At 39.3% G+C, this 26,073-nt stretch carries 19 protein-coding genes; 6 read left to right on the top strand and 13 right to left on the bottom strand.

Annotation, left to right across the window (positions count from 1 at the left end):
- Nucleotides 1–84 precede the first annotated feature (84 nt).
- From ligD to AAC073_RS07060, 13 genes are all read right to left on the bottom strand, one after another.
- On the bottom strand, nt 85–2,517 hold the full coding sequence (ligD, locus tag AAC073_RS07120; RefSeq protein ID WP_339923151.1) for a DNA ligase D: 2,433 nt from the start codon (nt 2,515–2,517) through the stop codon (nt 85–87).
- Nucleotides 2,518–3,291, bottom strand: coding sequence for a Ku protein (locus tag AAC073_RS07115; RefSeq protein WP_339923150.1), 774 nt, complete (start codon nt 3,289–3,291; stop codon nt 2,518–2,520).
- 430 nt (nt 3,292–3,721) lie between these two features.
- The gene (locus AAC073_RS07110; RefSeq protein WP_339923149.1) at nt 3,722–5,278 is read right to left on the bottom strand and encodes a sulfatase; all 1,557 of its coding nucleotides are present in this window, start codon (nt 5,276–5,278) and stop codon (nt 3,722–3,724) included.
- 359 nt (nt 5,279–5,637) lie between these two features.
- A complete protein-coding gene (locus AAC073_RS07105; RefSeq protein WP_339923148.1) occupies nt 5,638–5,907 on the bottom strand; it encodes a nucleotidyltransferase domain-containing protein in 270 nt (89 codons plus the stop codon).
- A gap of 402 nt (nt 5,908–6,309) precedes the next feature.
- Nucleotides 6,310–7,887: a calcineurin-like phosphoesterase family protein gene (locus tag AAC073_RS07100; RefSeq protein WP_339923147.1), complete on the bottom strand. Its 1,578-nt coding sequence runs from the start codon at nt 7,885–7,887 to the stop codon at nt 6,310–6,312.
- Between the two features lie 172 nt (nt 7,888–8,059).
- The gene (locus AAC073_RS07095) at nt 8,060–9,190 is read right to left on the bottom strand and encodes a VCBS repeat-containing protein (RefSeq protein WP_339923146.1); all 1,131 of its coding nucleotides are present in this window, start codon (nt 9,188–9,190) and stop codon (nt 8,060–8,062) included.
- A 113-nt stretch (nt 9,191–9,303) separates the two neighbouring features.
- Complete coding sequence (locus AAC073_RS07090) at nt 9,304–9,996, bottom strand: hypothetical protein (protein WP_339923145.1); 693 nt, start codon at nt 9,994–9,996, stop codon at nt 9,304–9,306.
- A 139-nt stretch (nt 9,997–10,135) separates the two neighbouring features.
- Complete coding sequence (locus AAC073_RS07085; protein WP_339923144.1) at nt 10,136–10,939, bottom strand: alpha/beta hydrolase; 804 nt, start codon at nt 10,937–10,939, stop codon at nt 10,136–10,138.
- 3 nt (nt 10,940–10,942) lie between these two features.
- Nucleotides 10,943–11,767 carry a sugar phosphate isomerase/epimerase family protein gene (locus AAC073_RS07080; protein WP_339923143.1) on the bottom strand — a complete coding sequence of 275 codons (825 nt, stop codon included), beginning with the start codon at nt 11,765–11,767 and terminating at the stop codon, nt 10,943–10,945.
- 59 nt (nt 11,768–11,826) lie between these two features.
- Nucleotides 11,827–12,678: a sugar phosphate isomerase/epimerase family protein gene (locus AAC073_RS07075; protein ID WP_339923142.1), complete on the bottom strand. Its 852-nt coding sequence runs from the start codon at nt 12,676–12,678 to the stop codon at nt 11,827–11,829.
- A 27-nt stretch (nt 12,679–12,705) separates the two neighbouring features.
- Nucleotides 12,706–13,746: a ThuA domain-containing protein gene (locus AAC073_RS07070; RefSeq protein ID WP_339923141.1), complete on the bottom strand. Its 1,041-nt coding sequence runs from the start codon at nt 13,744–13,746 to the stop codon at nt 12,706–12,708.
- 161 nt (nt 13,747–13,907) lie between these two features.
- Nucleotides 13,908–15,413 carry a RagB/SusD family nutrient uptake outer membrane protein gene (locus AAC073_RS07065; RefSeq protein ID WP_339923140.1) on the bottom strand — a complete coding sequence of 502 codons (1,506 nt, stop codon included), beginning with the start codon at nt 15,411–15,413 and terminating at the stop codon, nt 13,908–13,910.
- A gap of 27 nt (nt 15,414–15,440) precedes the next feature.
- Nucleotides 15,441–18,542, bottom strand: a complete 3,102-nt coding sequence (locus AAC073_RS07060; RefSeq protein ID WP_339923139.1) for a TonB-dependent receptor — start codon at nt 18,540–18,542, stop codon at nt 15,441–15,443.
- Between the two features lie 498 nt (nt 18,543–19,040).
- On the opposite strand from AAC073_RS07060, the gene AAC073_RS07055 reads away from it, so the two are divergent.
- The 6 genes from AAC073_RS07055 to AAC073_RS07030 all read left to right on the top strand — a co-directional run bounded on the left by AAC073_RS07055 (nt 19,041) and on the right by AAC073_RS07030 (nt 25,538).
- Nucleotides 19,041–19,970 (top strand): glycoside hydrolase family 43 protein, encoded by a 930-nt coding sequence (locus tag AAC073_RS07055; protein ID WP_339923189.1) that lies wholly within the window; start codon nt 19,041–19,043, stop codon nt 19,968–19,970.
- 350 nt (nt 19,971–20,320) lie between these two features.
- On the top strand, nt 20,321–20,851 hold the full coding sequence (locus AAC073_RS07050; RefSeq protein ID WP_339923138.1) for a hypothetical protein: 531 nt from the start codon (nt 20,321–20,323) through the stop codon (nt 20,849–20,851).
- 73 nt (nt 20,852–20,924) lie between these two features.
- Entirely contained in the window at nt 20,925–22,886 is a 1,962-nt protein-coding gene (locus AAC073_RS07045) for an AAA family ATPase (RefSeq protein WP_339923137.1), read from the top strand.
- Between the two features lie 543 nt (nt 22,887–23,429).
- Nucleotides 23,430–24,275, top strand: a complete 846-nt coding sequence (locus AAC073_RS07040) for a hypothetical protein (protein WP_339923136.1) — start codon at nt 23,430–23,432, stop codon at nt 24,273–24,275.
- Nucleotides 24,276–24,895: 620 nt separating this feature from the next.
- Nucleotides 24,896–25,195: a type II toxin-antitoxin system RelE/ParE family toxin gene (locus AAC073_RS07035; RefSeq protein ID WP_339923135.1), complete on the top strand. Its 300-nt coding sequence runs from the start codon at nt 24,896–24,898 to the stop codon at nt 25,193–25,195.
- A gap of 43 nt (nt 25,196–25,238) precedes the next feature.
- A complete protein-coding gene (locus AAC073_RS07030; protein ID WP_339923134.1) occupies nt 25,239–25,538 on the top strand; it encodes a helix-turn-helix transcriptional regulator in 300 nt (99 codons plus the stop codon).
- Nucleotides 25,539–26,073: the final 535 nt, after the last annotated feature.

Here is a 26,073-nt window from a genome sequence, read left to right as displayed (position 1 = left end):
TTCCATTTTACACTTTTTTAATAAAGTGCGCATAAATCAATTATGTGGGTGTGGGGCATTAAACCTAGGATTGAACCTCAAAGGTCAACTTAAATTGTTCAGTTGTTCGATGGCTTCTTCCATTTCAATGGCTTCGCCTAATACAGCTTTGAAATTGTCTTTCCTTTTAGCCATAATATTTGGAACTGTTTTCATGGTAAAATCGGTGATTTGCAATCCGGTTTTAACTTCTGACCAGTGCAATGGCATTGAAACTGGTGCATAAGGCCGCGGCCTTAAACTGTAAGGGGCAACAATGGTTTGACCTTTTCGGTTTTGTAGGTAATCCAAATATATTTTTGGACCTCTCTTTTTGAGGGAGCGTTCCAGAGTGGTTAATTTTGGAAGCTTTTCTTGGATATAATAGCAAAGTAATTTGGTGAAATCGCGCGCTTCTTCATAGGTGTATTTCCCTCCCATAGGAAGATAGATATGCAATCCCGATGAACCAGAAGTTTTGCAAAAGCCTTCAATGCCTGCCATTGTCAACACTTCATTTGCGACCAATGCTGTTTCTATTACCTGTTCGAATGTGTTTTCGTCTGATGGATCTAAATCGATAATGGCATAGTCGGGATGGTCTAATTGATAAATAGTGGAATGCCAGGGGTGCAGTTCGATACAACCGAGATTGTTTAAAAACAGCAAGGTTGCCTTATTTTGACATAGCAAATAATTAATTTCTTTATCAGAAGATGCTGAATGAATGGGATGGGTTTCGATCCAATCAGGCAGATGTTCATGGTCTTTTTGATAAAAGGATTCACCATTGATACCATTGGGATGTCGATGCAAGCTTTCCGGGCGATCCATCAAGTAGGGTAGGATGGTGTCGGATATCTGAATGTAATAATCTAACAAGTCGTATTTGGTATAACCGGAATCTGACCAATAGCTCTTTTCAGGATGGGTGATGTGAAGGGTGACCCCATCCACTTTTAGTCCAAATTCATCGTCAGAGGTGTTTTTTTGTGGGCTTGGATTTTTTGAGTCCTTTTGATCCTGTTCGAAATCCAAATTCTTGTCTTCCCGCAACCTCAAAAAAACAGGGTGGCGCATTACCTTAGATGAAGTCCATTCCGAAAATTTCACTTCACAAATCAATTTAGGTATCAACCACACTGCTTCACGACCTTTGAGGTGTTTGCGGATATCAAACACAGGCTCCTCTCTTTTAAGTACTTCAAATTTGGAATACAATTCCTTTATCTTTTCTTCTGAAAAACCAGAACCACAAGTGCCAACATAAATCAGTTGACCATTTTCTACCATCCCTAGAATTAAAGAGGCAAATTTTCTGGATTTTTTCTCCGATAGCGTGTAGCCGCAAAGGATCGTTTCCGTATTTTCAATTTTTTTAAACTTTAGCCAGTTGGGAGAACGAAGGTTCAGGTCGTATGCAGAATTGGCTTTCTTAGCGATGACACCTTCCATGCCCATTTCTACAGCTTGGTTGTAAACCGTTATGCCCATGGTTTCAACGTGATCGCAATAGTGAAGATGCGAAGCATCCGGTATCAATTCTTTCAGCAATTGCTTGCGGTCTGTCAGTGGAAGCTCCAAAGTGTCGTGATCGTTAAGATGTAACAAATCAAAAACATAATATACGAGCAAGCCTTTGGTGGTCTCTTCATTATAATTTTGTAAGGCATTGAATTGGGGCATTCCTTCAGTGTTCAGCACGACTATTTCACCATCCAGTATTGCTGTATGTGCTATTGTACTCAACTCCTTATGTATGGGACTAAATTTTTCATTAAGAGAAATTCCATTGCGTGTATAGAGCTCGACCTTGCCATTGTTGATGTTTGCCATTGCTCGGTAGCCATCGTATTTTAACTCGTATATCCAGTCCTTATCATTAAAGATTTTGGTTCCCGGAGAGGCAAGCATGGGTTTTACAAGCTTCCTTAAGTCTAATTTTTGCGGGCTTTGGTGTGGTTTTACAGAAAATCCCTCATCGATAAAATCTTCTGCATCATAATCCAATTCAGTTGCAAAGGCATCATTGTGTTTTATGAGCAACCATTGTTCTTTTTTATTCATGGAGGATGAACGCACCAAGGTAAAGAGCCCTTTAAGTTTGTCTCCATGAAGGATGATTTTCAGCTTTCCATTTTCATAATCAGTAGACAAGGAGTTTTCTTGGTATAAATTTTTGTAATGGCCTTCATCCCAAATGGACATTTTTCCTGCACCATAGTTGCCTTTTGGGATGATCCCTTCGAAGCTTAGGTAAGCTACAGGATGGTCTTCGGTTTGTACTGCAAGGCGTTTGTCTCTGGGATTCATGGAAGGACCTTTTGGTACTGCCCAGCTTTTGAGTACGCCGTCCATTTCTAAGCGAAGGTCATAATGCAAAGTACTGGCACGATGTCTTTGGATCACAAACCTGAATTGGTCGCTTGTTTCAAGACCATCTTTAGGTTCAGGTGTGTCTTTGAAATTTCTTTTCTGCCGATAAGCTTTTAGTCCCATTTAGGAGGCCATCTTTTTTCTTTGCTCGAGACTAGCCTTCAATTTTGCCATCAAATCTTTGGCAGCTGTGGGCTCACTTTTCACCTTTTCAACCTTTACTTTTTTACCGCTTGATTTGGATTCGATGGTCTTCATCAGTTGTTCGTTGTAGACGTCTTTGTATTTCTCGAAATCGAACTTTTCAGTGTAATTTTCTATAAGGGACTCTGCCATGGCAATTTCCTTATCAGAGGTTTTTGATTTTGGGATTTTAATTTCTTTAGTGTCACGAATTTCTTCAGCAAAGCGAATGACATGCAATACAATTACATTTTTATACACGCCAACGAGTGAGAGGTTTTCTTTTTGACGCATCACGAAGGTTGCAACCCCTAATTTGCCGGTTTTTTTTAGGGCGTCTCTTAGCAGATTGTACGCTTTTCCGCCTTCTTTTTGCGGTTCAAGGTAATATGGGTTTTTAAAAAGCATATCCGCCACCTCGGTTTCTTCGACAAATTCTTCGATGTCAATGGTTTTACTTTTTTTGATATTTGCATTTTCAAAATCCGACTTCTCTAATATGACATAGGCGTCATCTTTTTTAAAACCCTTGACTATGTCTTTGTATTCTACTTCCTCGCCAGTATTTTCGTTGACCCGTTTGTACCTTATTCTGGCATGGTCATGTTTATCAAGCATGTCCAAATCGAGGGTGCGCCCTTCTGACGCCGAATACATTTTAATGGGAATTGAGACAAGTCCAAAACTGAGGGTACCATTCCAAATTGATTTCATAATGTTGTTAGTTTAAACCCGAAATAACCAAATTGTTTGTGCTTACTTTTCTACAATAGCCGTACCATATTAAAACCGCCAAAACCAGATAACTTGCGAGGCATTCCATTCTTAGGATAATGGGACCCGCCATTCCAGAATTCTATCTTACGCTTCCTAGTTGCTAATTTTGTTTCTTTTTCTAAATTCCAAATACCGACAAAATCCTTGGCTATATTTGCCTAATAATCGAACCTGAAATGTTTTTAAATCCAGCTTAGATGGCAAGTCCTTGACAATAAATGAAACGGAAAATTGGGTTTTTGAACGCTTTCAATTGAATATTTTTGTGACGTAAAAAAATACTCGACGAGCTAAATACCATCACATTTCAGGGCAAATCGAAACCCATATGCCAATCCTTTTTAAGAAGAGAACCTCCTCTATAAATTCAAAAGGATTCAAAGTCCTCCTTTCTCACCTTGCCATTATTGTCAATTGTATAACCTTCAGGAATATCTTTTTTCCAGGTCATTTGCGGCAACATTTCCAAAAGTACTTTTCGATGCTCATCAATGATTTGCGTATTACCATCTTTATAGGCGATATTGTCCCATTCATTGGGATCATTTTCATGATCGTAAAGCTCCTCAAAGTTGATTTCAGGATAATAAATATAGCGGTACCGCATACTTCTAACGGCATGACCAATGATCGCCCCCTGTTTTTGATTGGTGAATTTATAGCTTGATATTACTGGAGAGGTAATTGTGTTTGGATCTTTAAGCTGTGGCAACAAACTATTTCCATCCAGATGGGAAGGTTGCTCAAATCCTGTTAGCTCCACAAGCGTAGGGTATAAATCCATCAAACTTACCGGCTGATCACATACAGTTCCTGCTAGAGACATGCCCGGAGCGGAAATGAGCAAAGGTACTCTGGTAGATCTTTCCCAAAGCGTAAATTTCTCGATATTGTCTTTTTCACCCATGTGCATGCCATGGTCAGACCATAGGACGACAATGGTATTGTCTGAATGTTCAGCGTTTTCATAAGCATCTAATATGCGTCCTACCATAGCGTCAGAGAAGGTGATGGAAGCGGCATAGGATTGGATTATTTTTTTCCATTGATCGTTGTCCAATACCCATTTCATGATCCTTCGCCTGCCGTGATCGAAGGCGTCTTCGAGGTCATCTTTTTTTCGTTGCGGTAAAACGATGTCTTCTAGTGGGTACATATCGAAATACTTTTGAGGTACCTCCCATGGGTCATGTGGTTTCCACATTCCAACAGCAAGGAAAAAGGGTTTGTCATGTTGCTGCCTGAGTTGATAACTTGCCCAATCTGCTACATGGTAATCGGCCATTTTTTCATCAGGAACAGGTATTGCTCCCCAGGTCCACCAGCCATTTGCTCCTCCTCCGGGGCGGCTTTCATTGTCTACCTCCTCAGGATAGATCACCTCCTCAGGGGCACGGATTTGGTAAGGATGAGAAATATAAGGGCTGGGGTAGTAAAAATCCCAGTTTGCCGGTTCTACCTGGCTAGTGGGTGTCCATGGAGGCGCCTGACTGTGATAAATCTTGCCTGCACCCAGGGTTTTATAGCCATTTTTTTTGAAAAATTGTTCAAGGGTTGGCACCTCTTTTAATGCGTCAAACTCTCTCCATTTTGGGCCGTCTCCCCAGTACACATTTTCGGCTCCAGACCGGGCATGATGTACACCAGTCAGTATGGCTGCTCTCGTCGGCGCACAAGCAGGTGCTGGTGTATGGGCATTGGTGAAAATCATTGAAGCTGCAGCCAGTCGGTCTATATTGGGAGTATGGATTTTCATGCCTGTGTGTCCAGACAAAAAACCTGCCCAGTCATTCATGTCATCTACTGCTAAAAATAGGATGTTTGGTTTCTCCTCAATTTGTTGTTGTGTAGGGCTGCAATGGCTGAGAATTAGCCAGCCAAGGACAAAAATAGGAAAACGGATTATTAGTGGTGTTTTTTTCATTGTTGGTGGCTGAAAATTAATAGTGGTGTTATTGTTGATTTTTTGGGGAGGCGGCCGCCTATTTCAGTTTCAATAATACTTCCTTGTGAAGAGGTTCAAGGTGCCTCTTGACAATTACCCAAATTATTGAGTTGTCAACTGAGTCGTAGGCGTGAATTATTCAATTCCTGAAACCCACTATTTTCCTGGCATTTTCCAATGATATTTCAGGATGAATAGCATCAAATTTGTTTATGGCCTCTCCAATTATTCCTAATTGCCTTTCTACAGCACTCTGAGTCTTCAAATCACTTGAGTATTCCGAATAATTTTCAACCGATTCAACAAATTGATAAATCAGTTCAATGGCTTAAGCTACGTCAGCAAAATATTTTTGACTTCTCTATGTCATAAATTAGCACCTTGGTTGAGTCAATACTCTTCTTTAGGTAAGGATTTTTAATTGAAGATTCAGTCAATAAGTCTACTTTTCTATGAAAAATGTCCTCAAGTTTGTCCCAAAGAGAAATAAGTGTTTCACCCCTTTCCATTGGGTCAGGGTTATCAATTTCGACAAGTAAGTCAATATCGCTCTTCTGAAAGTCAAAACTATCAGTCGTAGATGAACCAAATGCATATAAATATTTCACATTATGATTTTTGCAACCATTCATAAAAACTTTTTGATTCTTTAGTATTTCATCACGAATCATCATAAGTCAAATATACTCTTTTTGGAATATTTTTCAATTCAATCGTTACAGCCTTCTATTTCGATAGGTTGCTAGTTTGGCAATAAGTTTCTTGATGAATATTACCCATTTGATTGAATTACTACTCTAATGGGTTTTTAATAGATTCAATAGTTTCAAGGTTAGAAGAGTGCTTTTTTGCCTAATCAGAACAATAGGTGATGCAAAATGAAAAGATTACCATTACAGTTTTCAGGAACTGAAAGTTTATCTAATGCTAAAAAAAATGGTGACCAAGTGCAAGAGTTAAACCTCTAGCATCTTAGCCACCATTTAAATAGTGAGAAATTCTAATAAAGCTTAATAAGCCACTGGCTCAGCAACGGTGTATTCGCTTGTTTCTGTAAAAATCCGCCCAAACATGTCCTTTGCCCTCACGGTAATGGTATGTTTGCCTACTGGCAATTTGGTATCTATACTGCCTCTCCAAAGGTGGGTGACATTTACGGGGTTGGATGGTCTCCTTCCAGGTTCTAATTTCTCCATCAGGTCCCATTCCATTACTGTGGCTGAATAGGATGGGTCTGGGGCTTCTACCCAAGCCATTTTATTCCATGGGCCATTGTCTATTTTATATTCTACCAGGTCGTTCTTATCACCCATATAGAAGTTAGCAAAGATGCCTGAGCCAGTACCTCTATTGTTGGCCACTACCTTGGGATTAAAGATCTTAATCTGGTGTTCTTTTGATTCTCCGATTACCTGATAATCGATTTTGTATTGGTTGCCTTCTATGTGCAATAGCGCATAGCCTTTTGGGGTGCCATCACGCATGGTGGAAACAGGTACACCATCTGCATTGATTTTACCGGAATACCAGTCTCCAGAGGTGGTTCCTGCATTGTACTCATGAAATGGATTGCTACCTTTCCAGCCATCTTCTTCGGTGTAAAAATTATGGCGTTGCAAATGGGTATGGGCTGAAAGGGCCAAAACGTTGTCATAGTCCTTTAGTAAGTCAAAGATCCTTTGGCGGTCACTGTTCCTGAAACCATTTTCATTGATGTGTAAGAAGGGGATATGAAAAGACAGCACGATTAATTTGTCTTTTGGGACATGCTTTAGGTCATTTTCAATAAACGCCAGCTGGGTTTTTGTGAAGCCACCCCAATACCCTTTGCCATCTCTTGGGTCTGGGTAAAGTATGTCGTCCAAAATGATAAAGTGGGCATTTGAATGGTTGAAGGAGTAGGAAGCAGGTCCAAATACTCGTTCGAAGGACTCGTCGGAATGCTCATCTTTGCTGGCGTCATAGTTCATGTCATGGTTGCCCATTACATTGTGCCAATGCCAACTGGTTTTTTTCAGGATCTCCACATAGGGAGGGTGTAAATCCAGGTCATCACCTGCCAGGTCACCCAGGCTAATACCAAAGCTAATATTGCTTTCATGTTTTGCCTTGTCAACAACACCTTTGGCAAATTGATCCAGTTCCGTTGTGTTATAAGGTTGCGGGTCTCCGAATACCATGGCCGTGAAATTATCAGGCTCGTCACTTTCGTAAAGGGCAAAATTCAAAGTTTTTGGTAATTTCCCCGTAGGCGCTGTGCCTTTGTATTGAAGCTCAGGGGAGCCTTCTGGTTTGTGATTGTAATAAAAATCTGGTAACTGATTTTCTCCTAAGGGAATTTTGTATCCGCTCGGCTTAACCACAAAAATAATATTATCCATTCCTAATGGAAGATCGTATTTCCCTTTACTGTCTGTAAGGACCACTTCTTTTCCATTGCTGACGGCAACGTCTGCGATGCCTTTTTCCCGCCGTTCTTTTTTACCATTTTGATTGCTGTCTTCGTAGACATAACCAACCACATTGTTTTGGGCCAAAAGGCCAAAGCTGAGGCTTAGGGCCCAGCAAAAGGCAATTAATTTCTTCATGAGCTATCGTTTGTTTAAAATACCTGGGAGGGGAAATATTAACTGTACTATTGCCCCTCCGGAATGAAAATCAAATATAGAGATTGCCCTGACCAAGGATAGTTGCAGCCTATTAATTAAAAGTTATTTTTCAAACACCTATTATTAACATCCAGGTTAAATTGGGTAGTTGTTAACGACTTCCTTTGTTGTGAAATACAACCAAACCATCCTTGCCGGCCACCACTATGTCCTTCAAGCCATTGCCATTTAAATCGGCAACAGAAAAGTACAGGCCTGCGCCTTTTCCATCTCCAAATGGACCATAGTCAATTACGTTCTTAGAGAAAGATTCTCCATTCCATTTAAAATAATACATCCCCAAATTATCATTCCCTCCAGGGTCATTGCCATTGTGTGCACGGTAGCGTTTGCCGGTTACGAGTTCCATTTCGCCATCATTGTCTATGTCTACCCATTCCATGGTATGGTATTGAGATTGGTAGGGATCTATGGCATGTTTTATAAAAGAGATGCTTTCTCCCTCTTTTGCCTGCTCGTACCAGTGCAAGCCATAATCATGTCCTTGGCCAACAATAAGGTCATTTAAACCGTCTTTGTTTACATCCACAACGACAATTGGTACACTGGCGCCTCCCAGTTTAAAAGTGTCATGGAGTTTCCATTTTCCGTTTTTTAGGTCCTGAGGTGCTTCTAACCAACCTTCTGGAATGATAAAGTCGCCTCTACCATCTCCATTTATATCCCCAAATCCTAGACCATGCCCATGCTTTTCTGTCACAGGATGTTTTTCAAATTCTCCAGTTCCTTTGCCTTCGGCATCGCGAACCAAGCTGTAATAGGCAAGTGGTTGATTGGGTGTATTGGGGACGATATCCAGATGTCCATCATTGTCAACATCCCAGGCACGCGTAGTTTCCACATTGCCAGGTTTTGTTATTTCATGTACAGCCCACTCTTTATTGCTCCCTGGGTTTTCTACCCAATACAGTGTCTGTCCAAACCAGCCTCCTGTGACATAGTCTATTTTTCCATCCCCATTGACATCCATAGGGATAGTTGAGAAATCATCAAAGTATTCGCTAACTCGCTTTACCTGGCCAATCAATTGTCTTTTGGTAAATTCAGGGCCTTTGTACCAATAGCTTCCTGAGACAATATCGAGTTGCCCATCTCCATCTACATCAAAGACTCCTGCTGATTCAGCAGTCTCCATGGCTATGAATTGTTTTTCAAAAGTAATGGGCTTGGGATCATTGCTCAATCCTGCCAATAAAAGTGCGATATTAAGGGTTAGATTCATACACTAAAGATAGTTGTTTATCGAAGACAACCATCCTGTACTGTCCAGTTTTCTAATAATCGAAATAATAGATGTCCTTAAAGTTTTTACGAAAATTTGATTGGCTTTTAGTTTTAAAGGGTGAGGACTACGGATATTTTTTGCATTTTGATTGCAACATACCAATTTAGGGTGTTGATAAATATTGCCAATCCAAGCATTTCTAGTGTTTCCTCAATTGTGTATATTAGTCTATAACCAAAGCTTAGTCCATCGGTGTCAAGGGTATTATTTCCAATGGTTTCAAACACAATGGCGCCAAGTAAGAATACCCCAGCAGATAGGAGCATAGAGAAAAGCAATTTTCTATTCAGATGATTAAAGAAAGGGATATATATAAGTACTATTCCTAGTAAAACCAAACCAAAGGCAAATAGAGAAACATAATAGAATAAGGTGGAGGAATTGTATTTTTCTACTAAAAAGCCGAGTAAAAATTCATGAATAGAAACTGCTTCGTCCACCATTAAAAGAAAGAATAATAGCGTCATGCCAAGCCAACCAATGTATTTTTTACCACTTGTTTTCTTATAAATTGTGATGACCAACAATAAAATGGACGCGGTCAAAAACTGCAACGAAGAGAAGAATGAAGGGATATTTGCTTCTTGATTAAAATCAAAAAGCCGAATAATAAAAGATTCTAAAGTATTACTTCCATCATGATTTATAGCTAGGAAGATGCTTAAGAAATTTAAAAGTAGCAACAAGAATATTGCCACTAAAAAAGCTTTAAATAGCTTTTCAGTAGGAATGAAGAATTTCATTTGGGTGAAGATTAGCTTATTATAGGTAACGTAGGGTATTTGTTAATATAATAAAATATTCTTTCTTATCAAAAAATAGGCGATTTAGTCACAAAAAAACACGACCAATGTATTATAAAATTGGTCGTGCCTATTTAAATTAATGTGCTATAAGCCATTGGTTTATCCTAGGATTGAAGTCTTCAATGTTTTCCCAATGGAAAGCATGCCCACTCCCAGGGTAGATGTATAAATCTGAATTTGGAAGGGCGTTCGCAACTTCTTTGGTCATCCAGACTGGTGTGAATTTGTCTTCTTCCCCCCCAATTACCAGCACAGCTTGCTTTATCTCATGCAGCTGCTCAAGGGTATTGTGATGGATACAGGCTGCAGCTTGCCCTTCTAGGCCAATAAGTGGTTGTGGATTACTGTCATTTTTGGCATTTTCTCGGTCTTCAAGCATGCCTTTATAGGTGGCTTCATCGTCAAAGGAAGCTTTCGAAAAAATCAGCAATTGAATATAACGGCTAAATTCTTCAGGTTTTAACCTGGCCTTGATGTCTACCATGTGCTTAAAGATATCCTTAGCGGTATTGTCACATCTAGCCCAAGGGCACATCAGCACCATTGACTTGACTAGGTTAGGGTGTCGGATAGCAAGTTCTTGGGCTATGATACTTCCCATGGATACTCCTGCCACCCTTACTTTTTCCAAACCAAGATGTGTCAATAATTCTGCACAGTCATCTGCCATCTGAGCAGAACTGTAGGGGCCAGCTGGTTTGTCCGAAAGCCCCACACCGCGGTTGTCTACGAGGATGCACCTGAATGATTTTTTCCAATGTTCCAGGTGTTTCTCCCATACTGCTCCCGGGGCAGTTATGCCCATGATGAGTAGTAAAGGATCTCCTTGTCCATGTTCCTCATAATAGAGGTTTATTCCATTGGTTTTAACGGTAGGCATGGGCTATTTCAAGTTTGGAACTAGCGATTCATGAACCCATTTTCCATCGTGAAGGGTTACGAAATCAGGATCTTTTAAAGCCTCCTGGCCTTCATCTTCACAAATGATCCAGCCGTCAAACTTTTCATCTTTAAGCCATTGGGTAATGCTTGTAAGTTCCACTTTGCCATTTCCCATCAAGGTGAATTCAGGATTTCCATCCCAATCTTTATAATGGACATGGTTGATCAGGGATTGGTATTCCTTCATCTTAGCCAAAGGATCCATGCCTGCATTGATTATATGTCCCACATCAGGACACCAACCGGTAACTTTAGGGTCCAAAGATTCGAGAATGACTTTATAATCTTCTTCTGTCCTTGTAATGGAACTGTGTGGGGAATTGGGATGAAAGCTGCTGGTGACTCCTTGGTCTTTTGCCCTGGCAGATACGGTGTTTACTATGTCTACCAGGTTTTTTCTCCGCTGAATAAGTTCATGCCTTCCTGTAGGAATCTGTACGGTGCATAGTACCGACCCTGGAAAACGGGACAACAATTTGATGGCTTCATCAGCAATCTTTTTTTCCTCCTCAGTTTCTTTGCTGCCGTTCCAGTCCAATGCCAAAGCTACTGCTGCCAATGAAATGTTTTGTTCTTTTAACTTTGCTTCTAGCTGGTCGGCATCTGCCAGTGGACCCATCCAGGTAAAAATTGGCTGGATGCCAGTAAATCCTGCCTCAGAGATCACTTCTATCATATGGCCTAGCTGGCCCTTGTAGGTTTCTCCATTGCTACTCATAAACCAAGTGTACACTTCTGCGCCAAAGCGAAAGGGTAGTTCAGACATAATATCGGGGTTTTTGGTTATTGTTTTTTTTAGTGCAAAATAATATAAGGGGAAAAGGCTTAAAGCCCATGTTTCTCTCCCATGGATTTAATGAATTTGTAACCGTTTTCAGCCATTTCCCAAGGCTCGGAAAAATCCCTCCATACGCCAATCGAATTGGCAAAATCTGGGTCATTTCGGGTAAAACCTTCTATGGTAAGCCATCCTTTAAACTTTATCTCAGCCAGGGTTGCGAAGGTGTCATCCCAAGGAACATGACCAGAACCGGGTGTTCCCCTGTCATTTTCGCTGATATGCACATGGCCCAATACCGGAGCAATTTTCCTTATGGCATCTCCCAGATTCTTTTCTTCAATATTGGCATGATGGGTGTCAAACATGGCCTGAACGTTGGGATGATTCGTCTTGGTAATCAAATGCAACAACTGATCCATGGTGTTACACAGGTAACATTCAAATCGATTCAAGGCTTCCGGTGTAAGTATTATACCGGCTTGCTTGGCATATTCACCAGCTTGGTATAGGATTTCAGCACTTCTGCTGTATTCATCCTCTGTTGGAGATCTCTGGGCAAAAGTAGAAAAGGCAGAGTGAAAAGGACCACAAATAATTTTTGCGCCCAAATCATGAGAACGATCAATTGTCCATTTCATTTTGTCAAGGGCTTTGGCCCTTACTTTTGGATCGGGATCGATAGGGTTTTCATCCGGGCCCATTACGAAAACGGTACTGCTTTCTAGTCCTAGCCCTTGCGTGAAATCGCCAATTTCTTTGTAAGCTTTTTCATCCGGTGCTCCTACAAAAAACTCCACTCCGTCGTAGCCAATGGTTTTTAGTCTTTCGATAATAGGCTTTAATTCGTCAGAAACTGCAGCTGACCAAGCCAAGACATTAAATCCAATCTTATTCATTATCTATTGTTATTTATGCTTTGAAAATTATTCGAAATCAGTGACTTTCATTCCACGTCGGAAATTGTCAAAACCAAACATGGTGGGCGCATAATCTCCAACAATATCCACATTGGCTTTTTCAGGTATTTTGTTTTCCATATTAAGTCCCCAATAACTCGCGTTCACAATTAATCGGCGTAAGTCCTCACTTTGCAAGTCAATGGAAGCACCCAGTGTGCTGGCAAATACTTTTCCTTTTTTCCCACCTTCTATTTGGTAGGACTTGGTCCATACGACAGGCATTAATGATTTTTTCCAGTTGATAGCTGCCTCAGCATTCATTCCGGAAGTGGATGCGCCATGGATCAAAACCTCAGCATCTTCACCAATACCGTTAACTGTGTACACATCTGAAGCAGCCCATATGTCGGTTACTCCATTCAAAATTGGGTTTTTGGCAGAAACCTGAATTCCGTCCAAAAGAGCTCTAGTGCCTTCTACGGCATGGTGGCCGTGATGTGCCACCCAGGTTTCACCCAATATTTTCTTACCAAATCCTTTCTCCCATCCGGGCACATTGCTTTGCCAATGGTATTTGGCATAAGGGCTTTTGCTGTCCTTACTGTAATTAAAGGCATGCGTAGAAGTACGCAAAGCAATCAAAGGTTTTCCTGACTTCAGGTAATTGTCAAAATGCTTCATTTGTTCGTCGGGAAGTTCTCTAAATCGCATCAAGATGATGACAAGGTCCGCCTCCTGAAGATGCTCCATGCCTGGGATATTGGTTTTGTAATTAGGGACAACTTCGTTGTTTTCAGGATTGATGGCAAAAAGAACAGTTGTATTGAAACCATGGTGCTTGGAAAGCATTTTTGCCAACATAGGCAAGCCTTCTTCAGATCTGTATTCGTCATCACCACTTATTAGGACGATGTTTTTGCTTTGCCCAGCGCCATTTTCTCCTTTAAATTGTAACAGAAGTTTATCCCCCTGAGCCAATGCCAAACTTGCTGACATTATAATGGTGAAAATAAATAAGGCAGCAACTTTGAAGCCTTTATTGTCAAATTGGTTTTTAGTATTCATTTATTTTAGGTGTTAATTCAAGAATTAAAGTAATAAAATTGTTCGGAACAATCCTTCCTTTATTCAAATAGATATTAGTAAAAATGGATAAAAGGAGTAAAAGGATGACTGATCTCCTGTTTACCCCTTTTATTACTTGATTATTGAATCTGATAAGGTAGTTAATATCCTTGGTTTTGGCTCAATTTATCATTGTTTCTTATTTCTGCTGTAGGTATTGGAAAGAGTAATTCTCTTTCTTTTACTGTGGGTCCATAGGTGAATTGATGACCAACATAGTCCTCAAATTCTCCGGTGGTAACATTCCAGGCTTTGCGCAGCCTTACCATGTCAAACCAGGTCTTGTTTTCAAAGCACATTTCCACCCACTTTTCTCGCCATACAGCTTCTCTAAATTCTTGCTGGCTAAGGTTTTCAAGTGCGGGCAATTCCGCTCTGTCTCGGATTTTGTTGATGGCTTCATAGGTGGCGTCTGTTGGGCCATTGACCTCATTCATAGCTTCAGCATAGATGAGTAATACCTCAGCGAATCGAAAAACAGGCCAGTTCATGCCACTACTGGTAGAGTTAAGTTGCGCCTCTTCATCAAAATGCTTCCAGATATAATAATCTCCCAGTTCTTTGATGGTGCTTCGGTCGGATTCCAGGCTGTATGCTGTATAGAAGAATGTCTTTTCGTCAGCTCTTTTGTCTCCATCTTCAAAAGCGTCGACAAACTCCTGGTTGGAGAAGATTCCGCCGGTCTCTGCACTATAAGCAGAAATGCCACGATTGTAAGGAATGATGGAAACTTGCCAGGAAGAAGGGATAGTGAATGCCGCATATTGTACCATAAAGATATGCTCCCCTTGGTTTTTGTCTTCGACAGAATGAAGTTTATCATAATCAGCAAATAAATCAAAAGTGCCGGATTGAATGACATCATTTGCCTTCTCGGCTGCCAATTGATAGTATTGATCACCTGCTTGCAATGGATAGCCAGCCATGGTAAGGTATACACTTGCCATCAAAGTTTTGACTGCTCCAAGTGAAACCCTTCCGCTGTATTCTCTCCAAGGTAAGCCAGCATTTTCTGCTACTTCAAGGTCAGCTACTATTTGGTCGTATACAGCAGAAGTGGAAGCCACTTCTGGATACAGTTCTGGACTTGTTAGATCTATAGGAGTGGTGATTAGAGGGATATTACCGAAGATCCTTATCAGGTTGAAGTAATAATAAGCCCTCAAAAACCTGGCTTCTCCGAGAAGTTTGCTTTGGGCGGTATTGTCCATTTCTATTTCTGGAATTTTTTCTATCGCCAGATTTGCGTTAGCTATTCCCCTATAATAACTCGTCCAATAGGTTTGGCCATAGCCATTGTCTGAATTGTTAATTAAACTTCTAACAAATAAGCTGTTTTGAGCCTGTCCAAGTTCTGTGTTGGCCAGCCCTGTGGAAAATTCAAGCATCATCCAGGGGCCACCCCCAAACCCAGATTCCATCACCGGTCTGAGGCTTTCATAGATTGAGTTTACCACACTTGTAGCATGTTCCGGACGGGTAAAGTAATTTTCTAAGGTAAAGTTTGATTTGTCTGTTTCATCGAGGAATTCATTGCATCCCCATGTGGTGATCATTAGCAAGCTAATAAGTAGCACACGACTTATTTTATTTATATTCTTTTTCATATCATTCAAATATTCAAGTGAAACTATTTAAAGGGCAATGTTTAATCCTAGCATAAATACCCTTGGTTTAGGGTAGGCATACAAGTCCACCCCTTGGTCAAACGGAGATCCAGAGGTAGAAACTTCTGGATCATAGCCTTGGTATTTGGTGCTCAGGAAAAAGTTTTGAACGGAAACGTAGGCCCTTAACCTACTTAGCTTAAGCTTTTGAATCAGTGTAGGTTCAAAAGTATAAGCGAGGAGTAAATTTCTTCCTCTTAAAAATGATCCATCTTGGGTTCTGTCAGAATCGTTAAATGTATTGTATCCTGCAGTTAATGGTCTCAGTTGCGCAATGTTTGTGTTCTGGTTGTCTGGGGTCCAGGCATTTAAAACAGTTTTGAAACTATTGGCGATTCCCTGACGGTCTTCTGCTGAATGTTTACTTCTCCATAAAACTTTATTGCCGTAGTTAAATTGTAGGTCTACCATCAATTCAAGGTTTTTGTATTGAAAGGTATTCATCAACGTACCAAATCCCTTGGGAATTCCCTGGCCTATAATGACCCGATCGTTGTCATTAATGGCTCCATCACCATTGACATCTTCATATTTAATATCACCAGGTAACTTAAGGTACTGAGCGGCCAAGTCCGCTTCAGCTATATCCCAGGTCCCTTGGTGTACAAACCCGAAAAATGAACTTACTGGCTCGCCTTCTCTAATAACTGTAGATCCTGAAAATATATCAGCCCCACCAGTTAATTCCAATACTTTGTTTTTGTTTATTGAGATATTGAAATGCGTATCCCATTTGAAATCTTTGTTCACCATGTTAACAGAATTCAAAGCAAATTCGACCCCTTTGTTTTCCATGCTGCCTATATTTCTTGTGACGAGACTGTACCCGCTGCTTGAAGGGACAGGAGCGTTAAGGAGCATGTCTTCAGTTATTTTTCTGTAAAAGTCAAGTTCAAAAGTAAGTCGGTTGTTTAATAGACCCAATTCCAATCCTACATCAGTTTGGAAGGTTTTCTCCCACCTAAGGTCGGGGTTTGAAAGTCGATTGACACCCAATCCTATGCTTCTGGAGTCATTAAATATGACGGTATAATTACCCATTCCTGCTAAAGCCTGGTAGGCGGCTATTTCAGAATTCCCGGTCACACCATAACTAGCCCGTAGTTTTAAGTTAGAAACGGTTTGGTGGTCTTTGAGAAAGTCTTCTTCAGAAATTCTCCAGGCCAGAGCGGCAGAGGGAAAAACCGCATACCTGTTGGCTTCGCCAAATTTTGATGAGCCATCAATTCTACCGGTAAAGGTTACCAGGTATTTTTCTTTAAGGTTATAATTAAACCTGCCAAAATAAGAGTTTAAACCGTAAGCAGAAGTTCCCGATAGGGTCTGAAATACATTGGCTCCTGCCCCTAGGTTGTTGAACATAAAATAATCGTCTTGGAAATCTTGAGACCTAGCGGTACTATTGAAACGGTCTACATGTTGCCAAGAAATCCCTAAGAGTGCATTGATAGATTGGTTTTCATCAATGTCTTTATTGTAGGTAAGGTAGTTTTCAAATTGCCAGGAGTTTAAGCGATCATTCATTACCGAAGCATCACCCCGCTGATTTTTGGCTATGTAGTTAAGGGTTCTTCCTCCATAATAATCTACCCTCTGATTGATTATATTGCTTGCTAGGACGGAACGAAGTTCAAGCCCTTCTGCCAAGTTGAAATTGGCATAAATGTTTCCAAGCATGGTTTGGGTGTTTACGATGTATACCCGCTCGTTTGCTACGTGTAAGGGGTTGTTTCCACCTTCCATTCCTGGATAGTCTTCATTTCCTGCCCAGCTACCATCATTGTAGCGAACCGGAATAATGGGGAGTGCTTCCAATACTTGTCGCATAGCAATAATACCTCCGGCACCTAGTGGGTCTACTTGGCTTTCTTTCTGATCGGTATAACTAAGGCTGCCTCCTACCTTTAGCCAAGGTTTTATTTGACTGTCAAAGACAAATCTACCGGCATACCTTTTTAGGTAAGATTCACGCATTAAGCCTTCCTCATTCCTGTGATTGACATAGATGCCATAGGAGTCTTTTTCATTTCCTCCTGTTAAGCCCAATTGGTAGTTTTGAGTGACAGCTTTTCGAAAAGATTCATCTTGCCAATCAGTGTCATGAAGAGGATTTCTATTTGCATCAAACAGTAGTGGGTTGGTTCTTTTTAATTTGGGATCCGTGTAGATGCCGTTTGCCCAACCTGTAGGGTCGTATTTTTGGGCGTTTTGGTAAGCGATATCCTCTACCATTAGAAACTCTTCGGCATTTAACAAGGGTATTTTCTTTGGTAAAACGCCTACACTTACATCGGTGTCAAAAGTGATCATTCCCCCTTTGTTACTCCCCCTTTTTGTGGTTACTAGAATCACACCATTGGCTCCTCTAGCTCCATATATGGCTGTTGCGGAGGCATCTTTTAGCACTTCCACCGAAGCAATGTCATTGGGGTTGAGGTAATCGATTGGGGTGCTTCCGTTGGCCAAACCGGCCGCATGTATGATGACACCGTCAATAACGTACAGGGGATCATTGGCAATACTTACAGAGGTATTTCCTCGGATCCTGATATTAGCGCGTCCTCCCGGTCTCCCAGAATTAACAGATACATTTACACCCTGAATTCTTCCCGACAAGGCTTGATTTAGAGAGGCTGAAGGTCGCTCCTCGAGGGCCTCGCTGCTTACTGAACCTACCGCTCCCGTTAGGTCAGATTTTTTTTGCGTACCGTATCCTACGACTACCACTTCTGACAAGTCTGCAAATGAATAACCAAGTATAATTTCTAGGGTGTTCATTCCTGCCTCAACGGTGATCTCCTTTTTTTCATATCCAATAAAGCTGGCTACGAGAATTTCACCATTACTTACTTCCAAACTAAACCTGCCATCAATATCTGTGACAGTACCTCTAGTTGTCCCTTTGATCAAAACAGATGCACCAGGAATCAATTCTTGGTCCTCTTGCGATTTGATCAAGCCATTAATCGTTCTGCTTTCTTGAGCCATTGTGTGGCCGGTGAATAAGAAAAGAGAGAAAACAAATGCCAGTATTTGGTATTTGTTAGTTTTAATAAAATTTCTTTTCATAATTTTTGGGTTTAATGATATTTGAAAATAAAAAAATACAAATAAAAAATAGTTATTTATTGATAATAAAATAAAATAATTTAATAAAATAGATTCTAATGTGTTTTATTAAGGTGTCCAAACAAATTTATATTGTTTAAGCATAGTTTTTTTTAACAAATTGAAATATTGTTTTGCGAGAACTGGTTATTTAGCATTCTAATTTGGGTTTGTGGTTTTGTAGCACATACCCATTTAGTTACAGGTTTTAACCAAAAGATATGTGCTACTAGTCAGCTGTTTATATTGATAGAAGTGAATTGCGGAGCTGGTTTTGGGTATAGTGTTTTTAGTTATAAAGCATAAACCAACCCAGCTGAAAAAAGGTAAAGTAGCTTTCTATGTTTAATGGGTAAATGATGAATTGGAAAGTGTTGTATTTCTAAGCTATGTGTTGCTATCTTAGGGGTAAATTTTAATGCTATGGGTTTCAGAAAGCTTTCCGGATGGATGTTATTAATGGTCGTCCTAATGTTTTATTCCTGTAAAACAGGAGTCAAAGAAGAAAAAGAAGAAGAAGAGGTCTATCTTTTTTCTTATTTCACCGGAAATGGTGAAGATGGGCTGCACCTGGCTTATTCTACAGATGGTTTCACCTTTGAAGCCTTGAATGAAGGAGGTTCTTTACTTACACCGATGGTTGGAGGGGATAAATTAATGAGGGATCCATGCATCATAAAAGGTGGAGATGGTTTGTTCCATATGGTTTGGACGGTAAGTTGGAAGGAGAAAGGGCTAGGTTATGCCTATTCCAAGGACCTGGTCAACTGGTCTGAGCAAAAATTTATCCCAGTGATGGCTCATGAGCCGGAAGCGCGCAATACTTGGGCGCCAGAGGTATATTATGATGCTGAAGCAGCCTTGTATATTATCTATTGGTCCACCACAATAACAGGTCTCTATCCTGAGACACAATCCAAAGAGGACGATGGTTACAACCACAGGCAATATTATGTAACCACAAAAGATTTCAAGACCTTTTCAGAAACGAAGCTGTTTTACGAGCCAGGCTTTAATGTGATTGATGGCACCATTCAGAAGGATGGAGACGAGTATTTCCTTTTTGTAAAAGACGAAACCAGAGAGCCAGCGGAGAAGAATATTCGCATAGCTGTAAGTGATTCGCTTACTAGCGGCTATGGGGATGCAGGCGAGCCCATTACTGGGGATTACTGGGCTGAAGGTCCTACGGTTACGAAAGTTGGTGATCAATGGGTGGTCTATTTCGATAAATATACAGAACACAGTATGGGAGCAGTGATGTCCTCAGATTTAAAAAACTGGACGGATATTTCTGAGAAAATCAGTTTTCCGGAAGGCACCAGGCATGGCACAGTATTTAAGGTAGATCGCACAATTTTTGATCAGCTCTTGAATAAGATCAAGTAAGTAATGGATTCCATTTTTTAGGGGGAATGCATTTTACTTTATAAGGAATAATAAGCTTTGGTGGAGGCAAAGGTGCGCAAAACCCCTCTCAACCTCTTAGTTTGGGACTCACCCATTGGTTTATAAAGTTCTTATCTGTTTATTAAACGTTTACAGTCGTTTACAAACGCTTAGATAAATTTGGTTTTGATAGTGATAAACTAGCCAAAACAGAACGTTTTATGCCGGTAAGGCTGGGTTTTATTTTTTTATCATTAAATAATCATTAGTTTTAGTGAAAGATGTAAGGCGAATAAAGTGCATTGTGGGCTTTAGGCGGATGTTGTGTGTTATTAAGAAGAAATTGAATCATGAGCGAAAATGAAAAAGGCTTAAATAGTCCAGAACAGATAAAGAAAAGAATCGAGAATAATCTTATTCTTCAAGTAATGCAAGAATTGCAGTCGCACAAAGGGCACCATAGGTTGCAAATTTTTATAGCCCATGGATATTTAGAACTATTAATGAATGAATTAATTAAAGCTAAAACCAAAAACTATAAAAAAATAATATCAGACAATAGAAGCTATCCATACTCCACCAAAATTTTAATCTTAAATGAATTAGGAGCTTTAAGTGATGAGGATTACAGAGTATACGATTGGTTTAGAAAAATACGTAATAAAGCAGCGCACGACCCTTTATTCAAACTCAAGAAAGAATATTTTCAAAACATCAGACCAAGGGATTATCAAGAAATAGAAAAGTTTGAATCGATATGTGTTGACCTTATGCTAAGACTTTGGAATGCAAACATGGAAATTTTAGGCCCTGCTTTTGCCTCAACACTTGTAAATCTAAATAGCTCCGAAAAAGAGAACGACACACAACAAAACATATAACAGTCATGCCCAGCAAAAGCTGGTCACGCTGTATATGCAAAGCCGTTAGTGACCATCGCCAAAACGAAAGAATATGAAATTATCTAAAGTCAAAGTCAAAGAATATCAAAGCGTAAGAGACAGCAATCTCTTCGAAATTGGTGATATCACTTGTTTAGTTGGAAAAAATGAAGCGGGTAAGACTTCAATACTACAGGCTCTATACAAATTGAATCCAATAATAGCCAATGAAGCAGATTTTGACATAACAGATGACTATCCACGAACTGATGTTGAAGATTATCAATATGACGTAGAACAAGGGGAACGAGATCACGCCATTGTAATTGATACAACGTTTGTGCTTGACGATGAACTTGAGGACATCAACAATGATTTTGGAACTAAAGCTTTAAAAAACAACAAGCTCACTCTTAAAAAGGGATATGAGAATTCAAAGAAATACTGGCTTGAAGTTAATGAGGAAGAGGCCTTTAAATTTACTTTAAAAAATGCAACATGTTCTAAAGATTTAAAGGAACAGTTAAAGGAATCAAAATCATTTTCAGATGCAAGTGAAGCTATTGAGGAATTTGAGGCTAAGTCAGAAGATGAGGATTTGATCAAATTTATTGGTAAGGTTAATAAAGATGGGTTCCGCCTTTATATTTATACTAATTATGTCAAGCCATTCATTCCACAATTCCTCTATTTTGATAGTTACTATCAACTGGCTGGCCAAGAAAATATTGAAGCTCTTATTAAACGAATGGACGATGAAGAGTTAAAGGCTTCTGATTACCCAATGCTTGGCTTGTTAAATCTTGCAAGGATTGAAGTTAACCAACTTTTAAATCCAGAAAGAACACAAGAACTTGTGAATAAAATTGAAGGTGCAGGAAATCATTTGAGTAAAAAGGTTTTAAAATATTGGTCTCAAAATAAGCATCTACAAATGAAATTTGATGTAAGACCGGGAAGAGATGGAGATCCAGAAGGTATGACCAGTGGTACTAATCTTTGGGCTAGGGTCTATGATAATAAGCGATGGGTAACGACTAATCTAAGTTCGAGATCAAAAGGATTTGTTTGGTTCTTTTCTTTTTTGTCTTGGTATTCAAAAATCAAAAAAGAAAATCAAAATGTTATCCTTCTCCTAGATGAACCTGGGCTTTTTCTTCATGCCAAGGCACAGTCAGACTTACTGAAATATTTTGAGGAGGAACTCAAACCGTTTCATCAACTAATCTACAGTACTCATTCACCATTCATGGTTGACTCAACGCATTTTGAACGGGTACGAATAGTTCAAGATATATCGATTGATATCGATGAAGCACTGCCAAAAGAAGAAGACGGAACAAAGGTTATTAACGATTTTTCTCAGGCAACTGATGATTCATTATTTCCTTTGCAGGGTGCTCTTGGATACGAAATTCATCAAACTTTATTTGTTGGTCCAAATTGCCTAATTGTTGAGGGGACTAGTGATTTGATTTATATCCAATGTATTTCAGGAATTTTGGAGCGAAATGGTAAAACTGGATTATCGGGAGATTGGACTATTACTCCAGTAGGTGGGTCAGATAAAGTATCAACTTTTGTTGCATTACTTGGTTCGCAGAATCATTTGAATTTGGCTACTCTAATTGATTTTCAAAAAAGAGATGCTCAAAAAATCGAAAATCTATATAAACGAAAGCTACTAGATAAGAAGAAGGTTCTAACCTTCGCTGATTTTGTAGACCAAGATGAGGCCGATATTGAAGACCTATTCGATTCAGGACTATATCTCAAACTGGTTAATGCCGAATTCAAAGGAGAACTTTCTAAGGCTTTGAAATTATCAGATTTGGATACTACCCAATCTCGAATTCTAGTAAGAATCGAAAACTATTTAGAATCTAATCCAATGAAAGGGAAATCAAAATTTAGCCATTATAGACCTGCACGATACTTCACGGAAAACTTAAAGGATTTTGAAAGTGAAATAAGTGCCCACACTTTAGATCGATTTGAAAAAGCATTTAAAAAACTAAACGGTTTAATAAAGTAACGGTCACTAACAAACACTAAAATGAATTTGCGAACTGAGCTATTTGAAAGGGTGATGCAAGGAGGAAATCTAGATGCTTCTAGCAGCTGGGGTGCATACTCATTTTAGCTGGTCGTTGGTGTGCCACGAAGCTGTGGTAATCCAGTAGGTGTAAATCCTACCTAAATAATTTGCTGTTCATTTAGAAGAGCTCCCGACAGTTAAACCCGTGAGGGTTTCGCTGAAGCTCGGTATGATCAAATGTGCAAGCAAAAACCCGTAAGCGTGAACCCATAGTAGCTTCGATAAGTGTATTTGTAGATGGGGAGAATTTTGACGGTCTCAAACCCTGGAACATTGCATGGATTAACAGTAATGTGAAGTGCAATGGTCTACCGGAGTCATAGGGGTGGCGTGGTTATAGATGGATTATCACGGAACCCTGAACAATCAGGGCAGTCTGTGGGAGGTCTCTTGTGCTGATAGTTTACTGCTTATTATTATCTTTATAGGTAATTAAATAAGACAGGCTATCAGGCTCTACTCTACGCAAACATAATTATAATGAGCTCCAGAATAAAAGCTTTACTTCTATTAAATGATATGTCACTAGACAATCAGAGAAAAATACTGCTTGAGTTGAATTCATTATTAGGAAATTGTATACAAGACTTATATGACTTCAAAGTTGGTTTCGATAATGCAGGTCTTCTTGAGAAATTATTGATTCAAATAATTAAACATAACGCTAGCTTAGTCAATATATCCAAAGGGTTCAAAATTAATATCCGTAGCGTAGACCTAAATATGAATGATCTAACAGCTATATACACTGTAGGAAGATTACAAATTGAAACTTTTGTAAATTTAAGTTATTTGTTTTTTATCGATTTTGATATACCAGATAATCTGAAAATTTGCGTTTATAAAATTCAAGGATTAAACCAACAAATTTCATTGGCAAACCATCATCCAAAAGACTTGAAACAAGTCAAAAAAATGAGAGATGAGCTAGCTGCAGAATTAAGAACTCTTAGAAAGATTAAAGAATATAAAATTGCATCGAAGAAACAAAAAGCGAAGTATACAAAGCCAAGATACGCGAGGTTGAAAAAGCCAGAAGAAATATATAGTTTAATACATTTAGGAGATTTATCTAAAACTCATTCTCTTTATTCTAATCATATTCATTCAGAATACATAAGTATTAGACAGCTTAATTCTTCTATTAACAACAAAAATGAAAATTCATCATCATCTTCGACGGTATTATTCATTTGCTCAAGAATAACGTCTTTAGTAATCGAAAATCTAGTTTCGAAATATGAATTGGAAAATGGTTCTTATTCTAAGAAATCAAAAATATTAGCAGAAGTTATCGAAGTTCTAAAGAATATGTATAAACAATAATTACGTATGCCAACAATTTAGCTACAATGATGCCAAGTAAGGCTTCGGTTCATTGTAGCGTATGTTGGACTCAGCCTTCGACAGCTTTCTGCTATGGGAATTGGAGGGGAATTGTTGGGTGATTTAGGTTGCGGCAAAATTTTTAAAAAGTTCACGAACCTGTCCCATTAAGCTAACTGGCGCTTTTTATTTTGCTTTCTGATTTTATTAAACCTGTTGGCTGGTGGACCCGTTGTTCAAAATAGGGCAGTGTATGCTGTCTCCCGTTTTGCAACAAGGACAGTTCGGTCTGAATTTCCCACCACTTTTATCATCCCTTGACCGATTTGGCTGTCGAGTATTAGGAAAGGTTACAAATGGTTAGCAAGAGTACGGAGTCAATACCCCACCTTGTTTTACCATTGAAACTTCTCCCAAATAAACATTATAGCTTAGATTTGTACAACAAGAGCCGTGTGAAGGGAAACTTTCAAGCACGGTTCTGTGAGAAGCTTAGGGCGAAAATTCCCTTTGCCTACTCGATGCTAGTCGTTATGGCGCATAGTGAAAGAAAACCAAAACATTCAAATATTTCTTGAATATTTAAACCAAATTGTTTACAAACCTGTTAACTTTGTAAGATGACCCGCGAGATAAAATTTCATAAAAAGTATTTTATTGATTTCTACATTTCACTTGATTCATCTGTACAAGAAAAAATAGAATATATTTTTAAAGTTATTAAGACCGTGGATTTAATTCCTCAGAAATTTTTGAAACATATTGAAAGTACCAATGGGCTTTACGAAATAAGAATAAAAGTTGGTTCAGACATTTATCGTGTATTTTGCTGTTTTGACGCTGGCCGGGTTGTTGTTTTGTTTAATGGATTTCAGAAAAAAGTCAGAAAACACCAAAGAAAGAAATTGAAAAAGCATTAAAAATTAAAGAGGATTATTTTAAAAATAAAAAAGGAGAAGGAAAATGAAAACAATAAAAGATGCCACAAATTTTGATGAATTATTAGAAATCAAATACGGAAAACTGGGAACAGAAAAACGTGATGAATTTGAGATGAAAGCAAAGTCTTTTATTGTTGGAGAAATGATAAAAGAAGAAAGAAAAAAAGCCCATCTCACACAAGATGATTTAGCAAAAAAAACTGGAACTAAAAAAAGTTATATATCCCGACTTGAAAATGGGAAAATTGACATTCAAATATCAACGTTGTTTAAAATATTTGAAGAAGGTTTGGGGAAAAAATTAGGACTAACAATTAATTAAAAAAGTAATAATCTGAACCAAAATTAAACTACGACGCCATAACAAAGTACATATTTCCGAGCGGGGTTGGTGCGTTTAGCATCTGCGGTTCTCGTATCATCGTTCCGTCCTGAAGGACAGGGACGCGCTCCGAAATCCGCTCCGCAACATGTACCAACCGTTAGTGTGCCACGAAGCTGTGGTGATCCAGTAGGTGTAAATCCTACCTAAATAATTTGCTGTTCATTTAGAAGAGCTCCCGACAGTTAAACCCGTGAGGGTTTCGCTGAAGCTCGGTATGATCAAATGTGCAAGCAAAAACCCGTAAGCGTGAACCCATAGTAGCTTCGATAAGTGTATTTGTAGATGGGGAGAATTTTGACGGTCTCAAACCCTGGAACATTGCATGGATTAACAGTAATGTGAAGTGCAATGGTCTACCGGAGTCATAGGGGTGACGTGGTTATAGATGGGTTATCACGGAACCCTGATGAATTAGGGCAGGCTGTGGGAGATCTCTTGTTTCAAAGGTTGGCATCCTTAAACTGGCTGATAT

Origin of the sequence: uncultured Cyclobacterium sp. (assembly GCF_963977555.1) — a bacterium.
Taxonomy (GTDB): domain Bacteria; phylum Bacteroidota; class Bacteroidia; order Cytophagales; family Cyclobacteriaceae; genus Cyclobacterium.
Note: the sequence above shows the minus strand (reverse complement) of the source record. Positions and strands in the feature narration are given on the sequence as shown.

What these genes read in the sequence shown, in the direction of transcription:
- AAC073_RS07030 (WP_339923134.1), top strand. Translation starts at nt 25,239, where the DNA reads ATGAAAACAATAAAAGATGCCACAAATTTTGATGAATTATTAGAAATC.
- AAC073_RS07085 (WP_339923144.1), bottom strand. Translation starts at nt 10,939, where the DNA reads ATGCCTACCGTTAAAACCAATGGAATAAACCTCTATTATGAGGAACAT.
- ligD (WP_339923151.1), bottom strand. Translation starts at nt 2,517, where the DNA reads ATGGGACTAAAAGCTTATCGGCAGAAAAGAAATTTCAAAGACACACCT.
- AAC073_RS07050 (WP_339923138.1), top strand. Translation starts at nt 20,321, where the DNA reads ATGAGCGAAAATGAAAAAGGCTTAAATAGTCCAGAACAGATAAAGAAA.
- AAC073_RS07060 (WP_339923139.1), bottom strand. Translation starts at nt 18,542, where the DNA reads ATGAAAAGAAATTTTATTAAAACTAACAAATACCAAATACTGGCATTT.
- AAC073_RS07065 (WP_339923140.1), bottom strand. Translation starts at nt 15,413, where the DNA reads ATGAAAAAGAATATAAATAAAATAAGTCGTGTGCTACTTATTAGCTTG.
- AAC073_RS07055 (WP_339923189.1), top strand. Translation starts at nt 19,041, where the DNA reads ATGGTCGTCCTAATGTTTTATTCCTGTAAAACAGGAGTCAAAGAAGAA.
- AAC073_RS07090 (WP_339923145.1), bottom strand. Translation starts at nt 9,996, where the DNA reads ATGAAATTCTTCATTCCTACTGAAAAGCTATTTAAAGCTTTTTTAGTG.
- AAC073_RS07115 (WP_339923150.1), bottom strand. Translation starts at nt 3,291, where the DNA reads ATGAAATCAATTTGGAATGGTACCCTCAGTTTTGGACTTGTCTCAATT.
- AAC073_RS07075 (WP_339923142.1), bottom strand. Translation starts at nt 12,678, where the DNA reads ATGAATAAGATTGGATTTAATGTCTTGGCTTGGTCAGCTGCAGTTTCT.
- AAC073_RS07035 (WP_339923135.1), top strand. Translation starts at nt 24,896, where the DNA reads ATGACCCGCGAGATAAAATTTCATAAAAAGTATTTTATTGATTTCTAC.
- AAC073_RS07110 (WP_339923149.1), bottom strand. Translation starts at nt 5,278, where the DNA reads ATGAAAAAAACACCACTAATAATCCGTTTTCCTATTTTTGTCCTTGGC.
- AAC073_RS07045 (WP_339923137.1), top strand. Translation starts at nt 20,925, where the DNA reads ATGAAATTATCTAAAGTCAAAGTCAAAGAATATCAAAGCGTAAGAGAC.
- AAC073_RS07070 (WP_339923141.1), bottom strand. Translation starts at nt 13,746, where the DNA reads ATGAATACTAAAAACCAATTTGACAATAAAGGCTTCAAAGTTGCTGCC.
- AAC073_RS07100 (WP_339923147.1), bottom strand. Translation starts at nt 7,887, where the DNA reads ATGAAGAAATTAATTGCCTTTTGCTGGGCCCTAAGCCTCAGCTTTGGC.
- AAC073_RS07080 (WP_339923143.1), bottom strand. Translation starts at nt 11,767, where the DNA reads ATGTCTGAACTACCCTTTCGCTTTGGCGCAGAAGTGTACACTTGGTTT.
- AAC073_RS07095 (WP_339923146.1), bottom strand. Translation starts at nt 9,190, where the DNA reads ATGAATCTAACCCTTAATATCGCACTTTTATTGGCAGGATTGAGCAAT.
- AAC073_RS07040 (WP_339923136.1), top strand. Translation starts at nt 23,430, where the DNA reads ATGAGCTCCAGAATAAAAGCTTTACTTCTATTAAATGATATGTCACTA.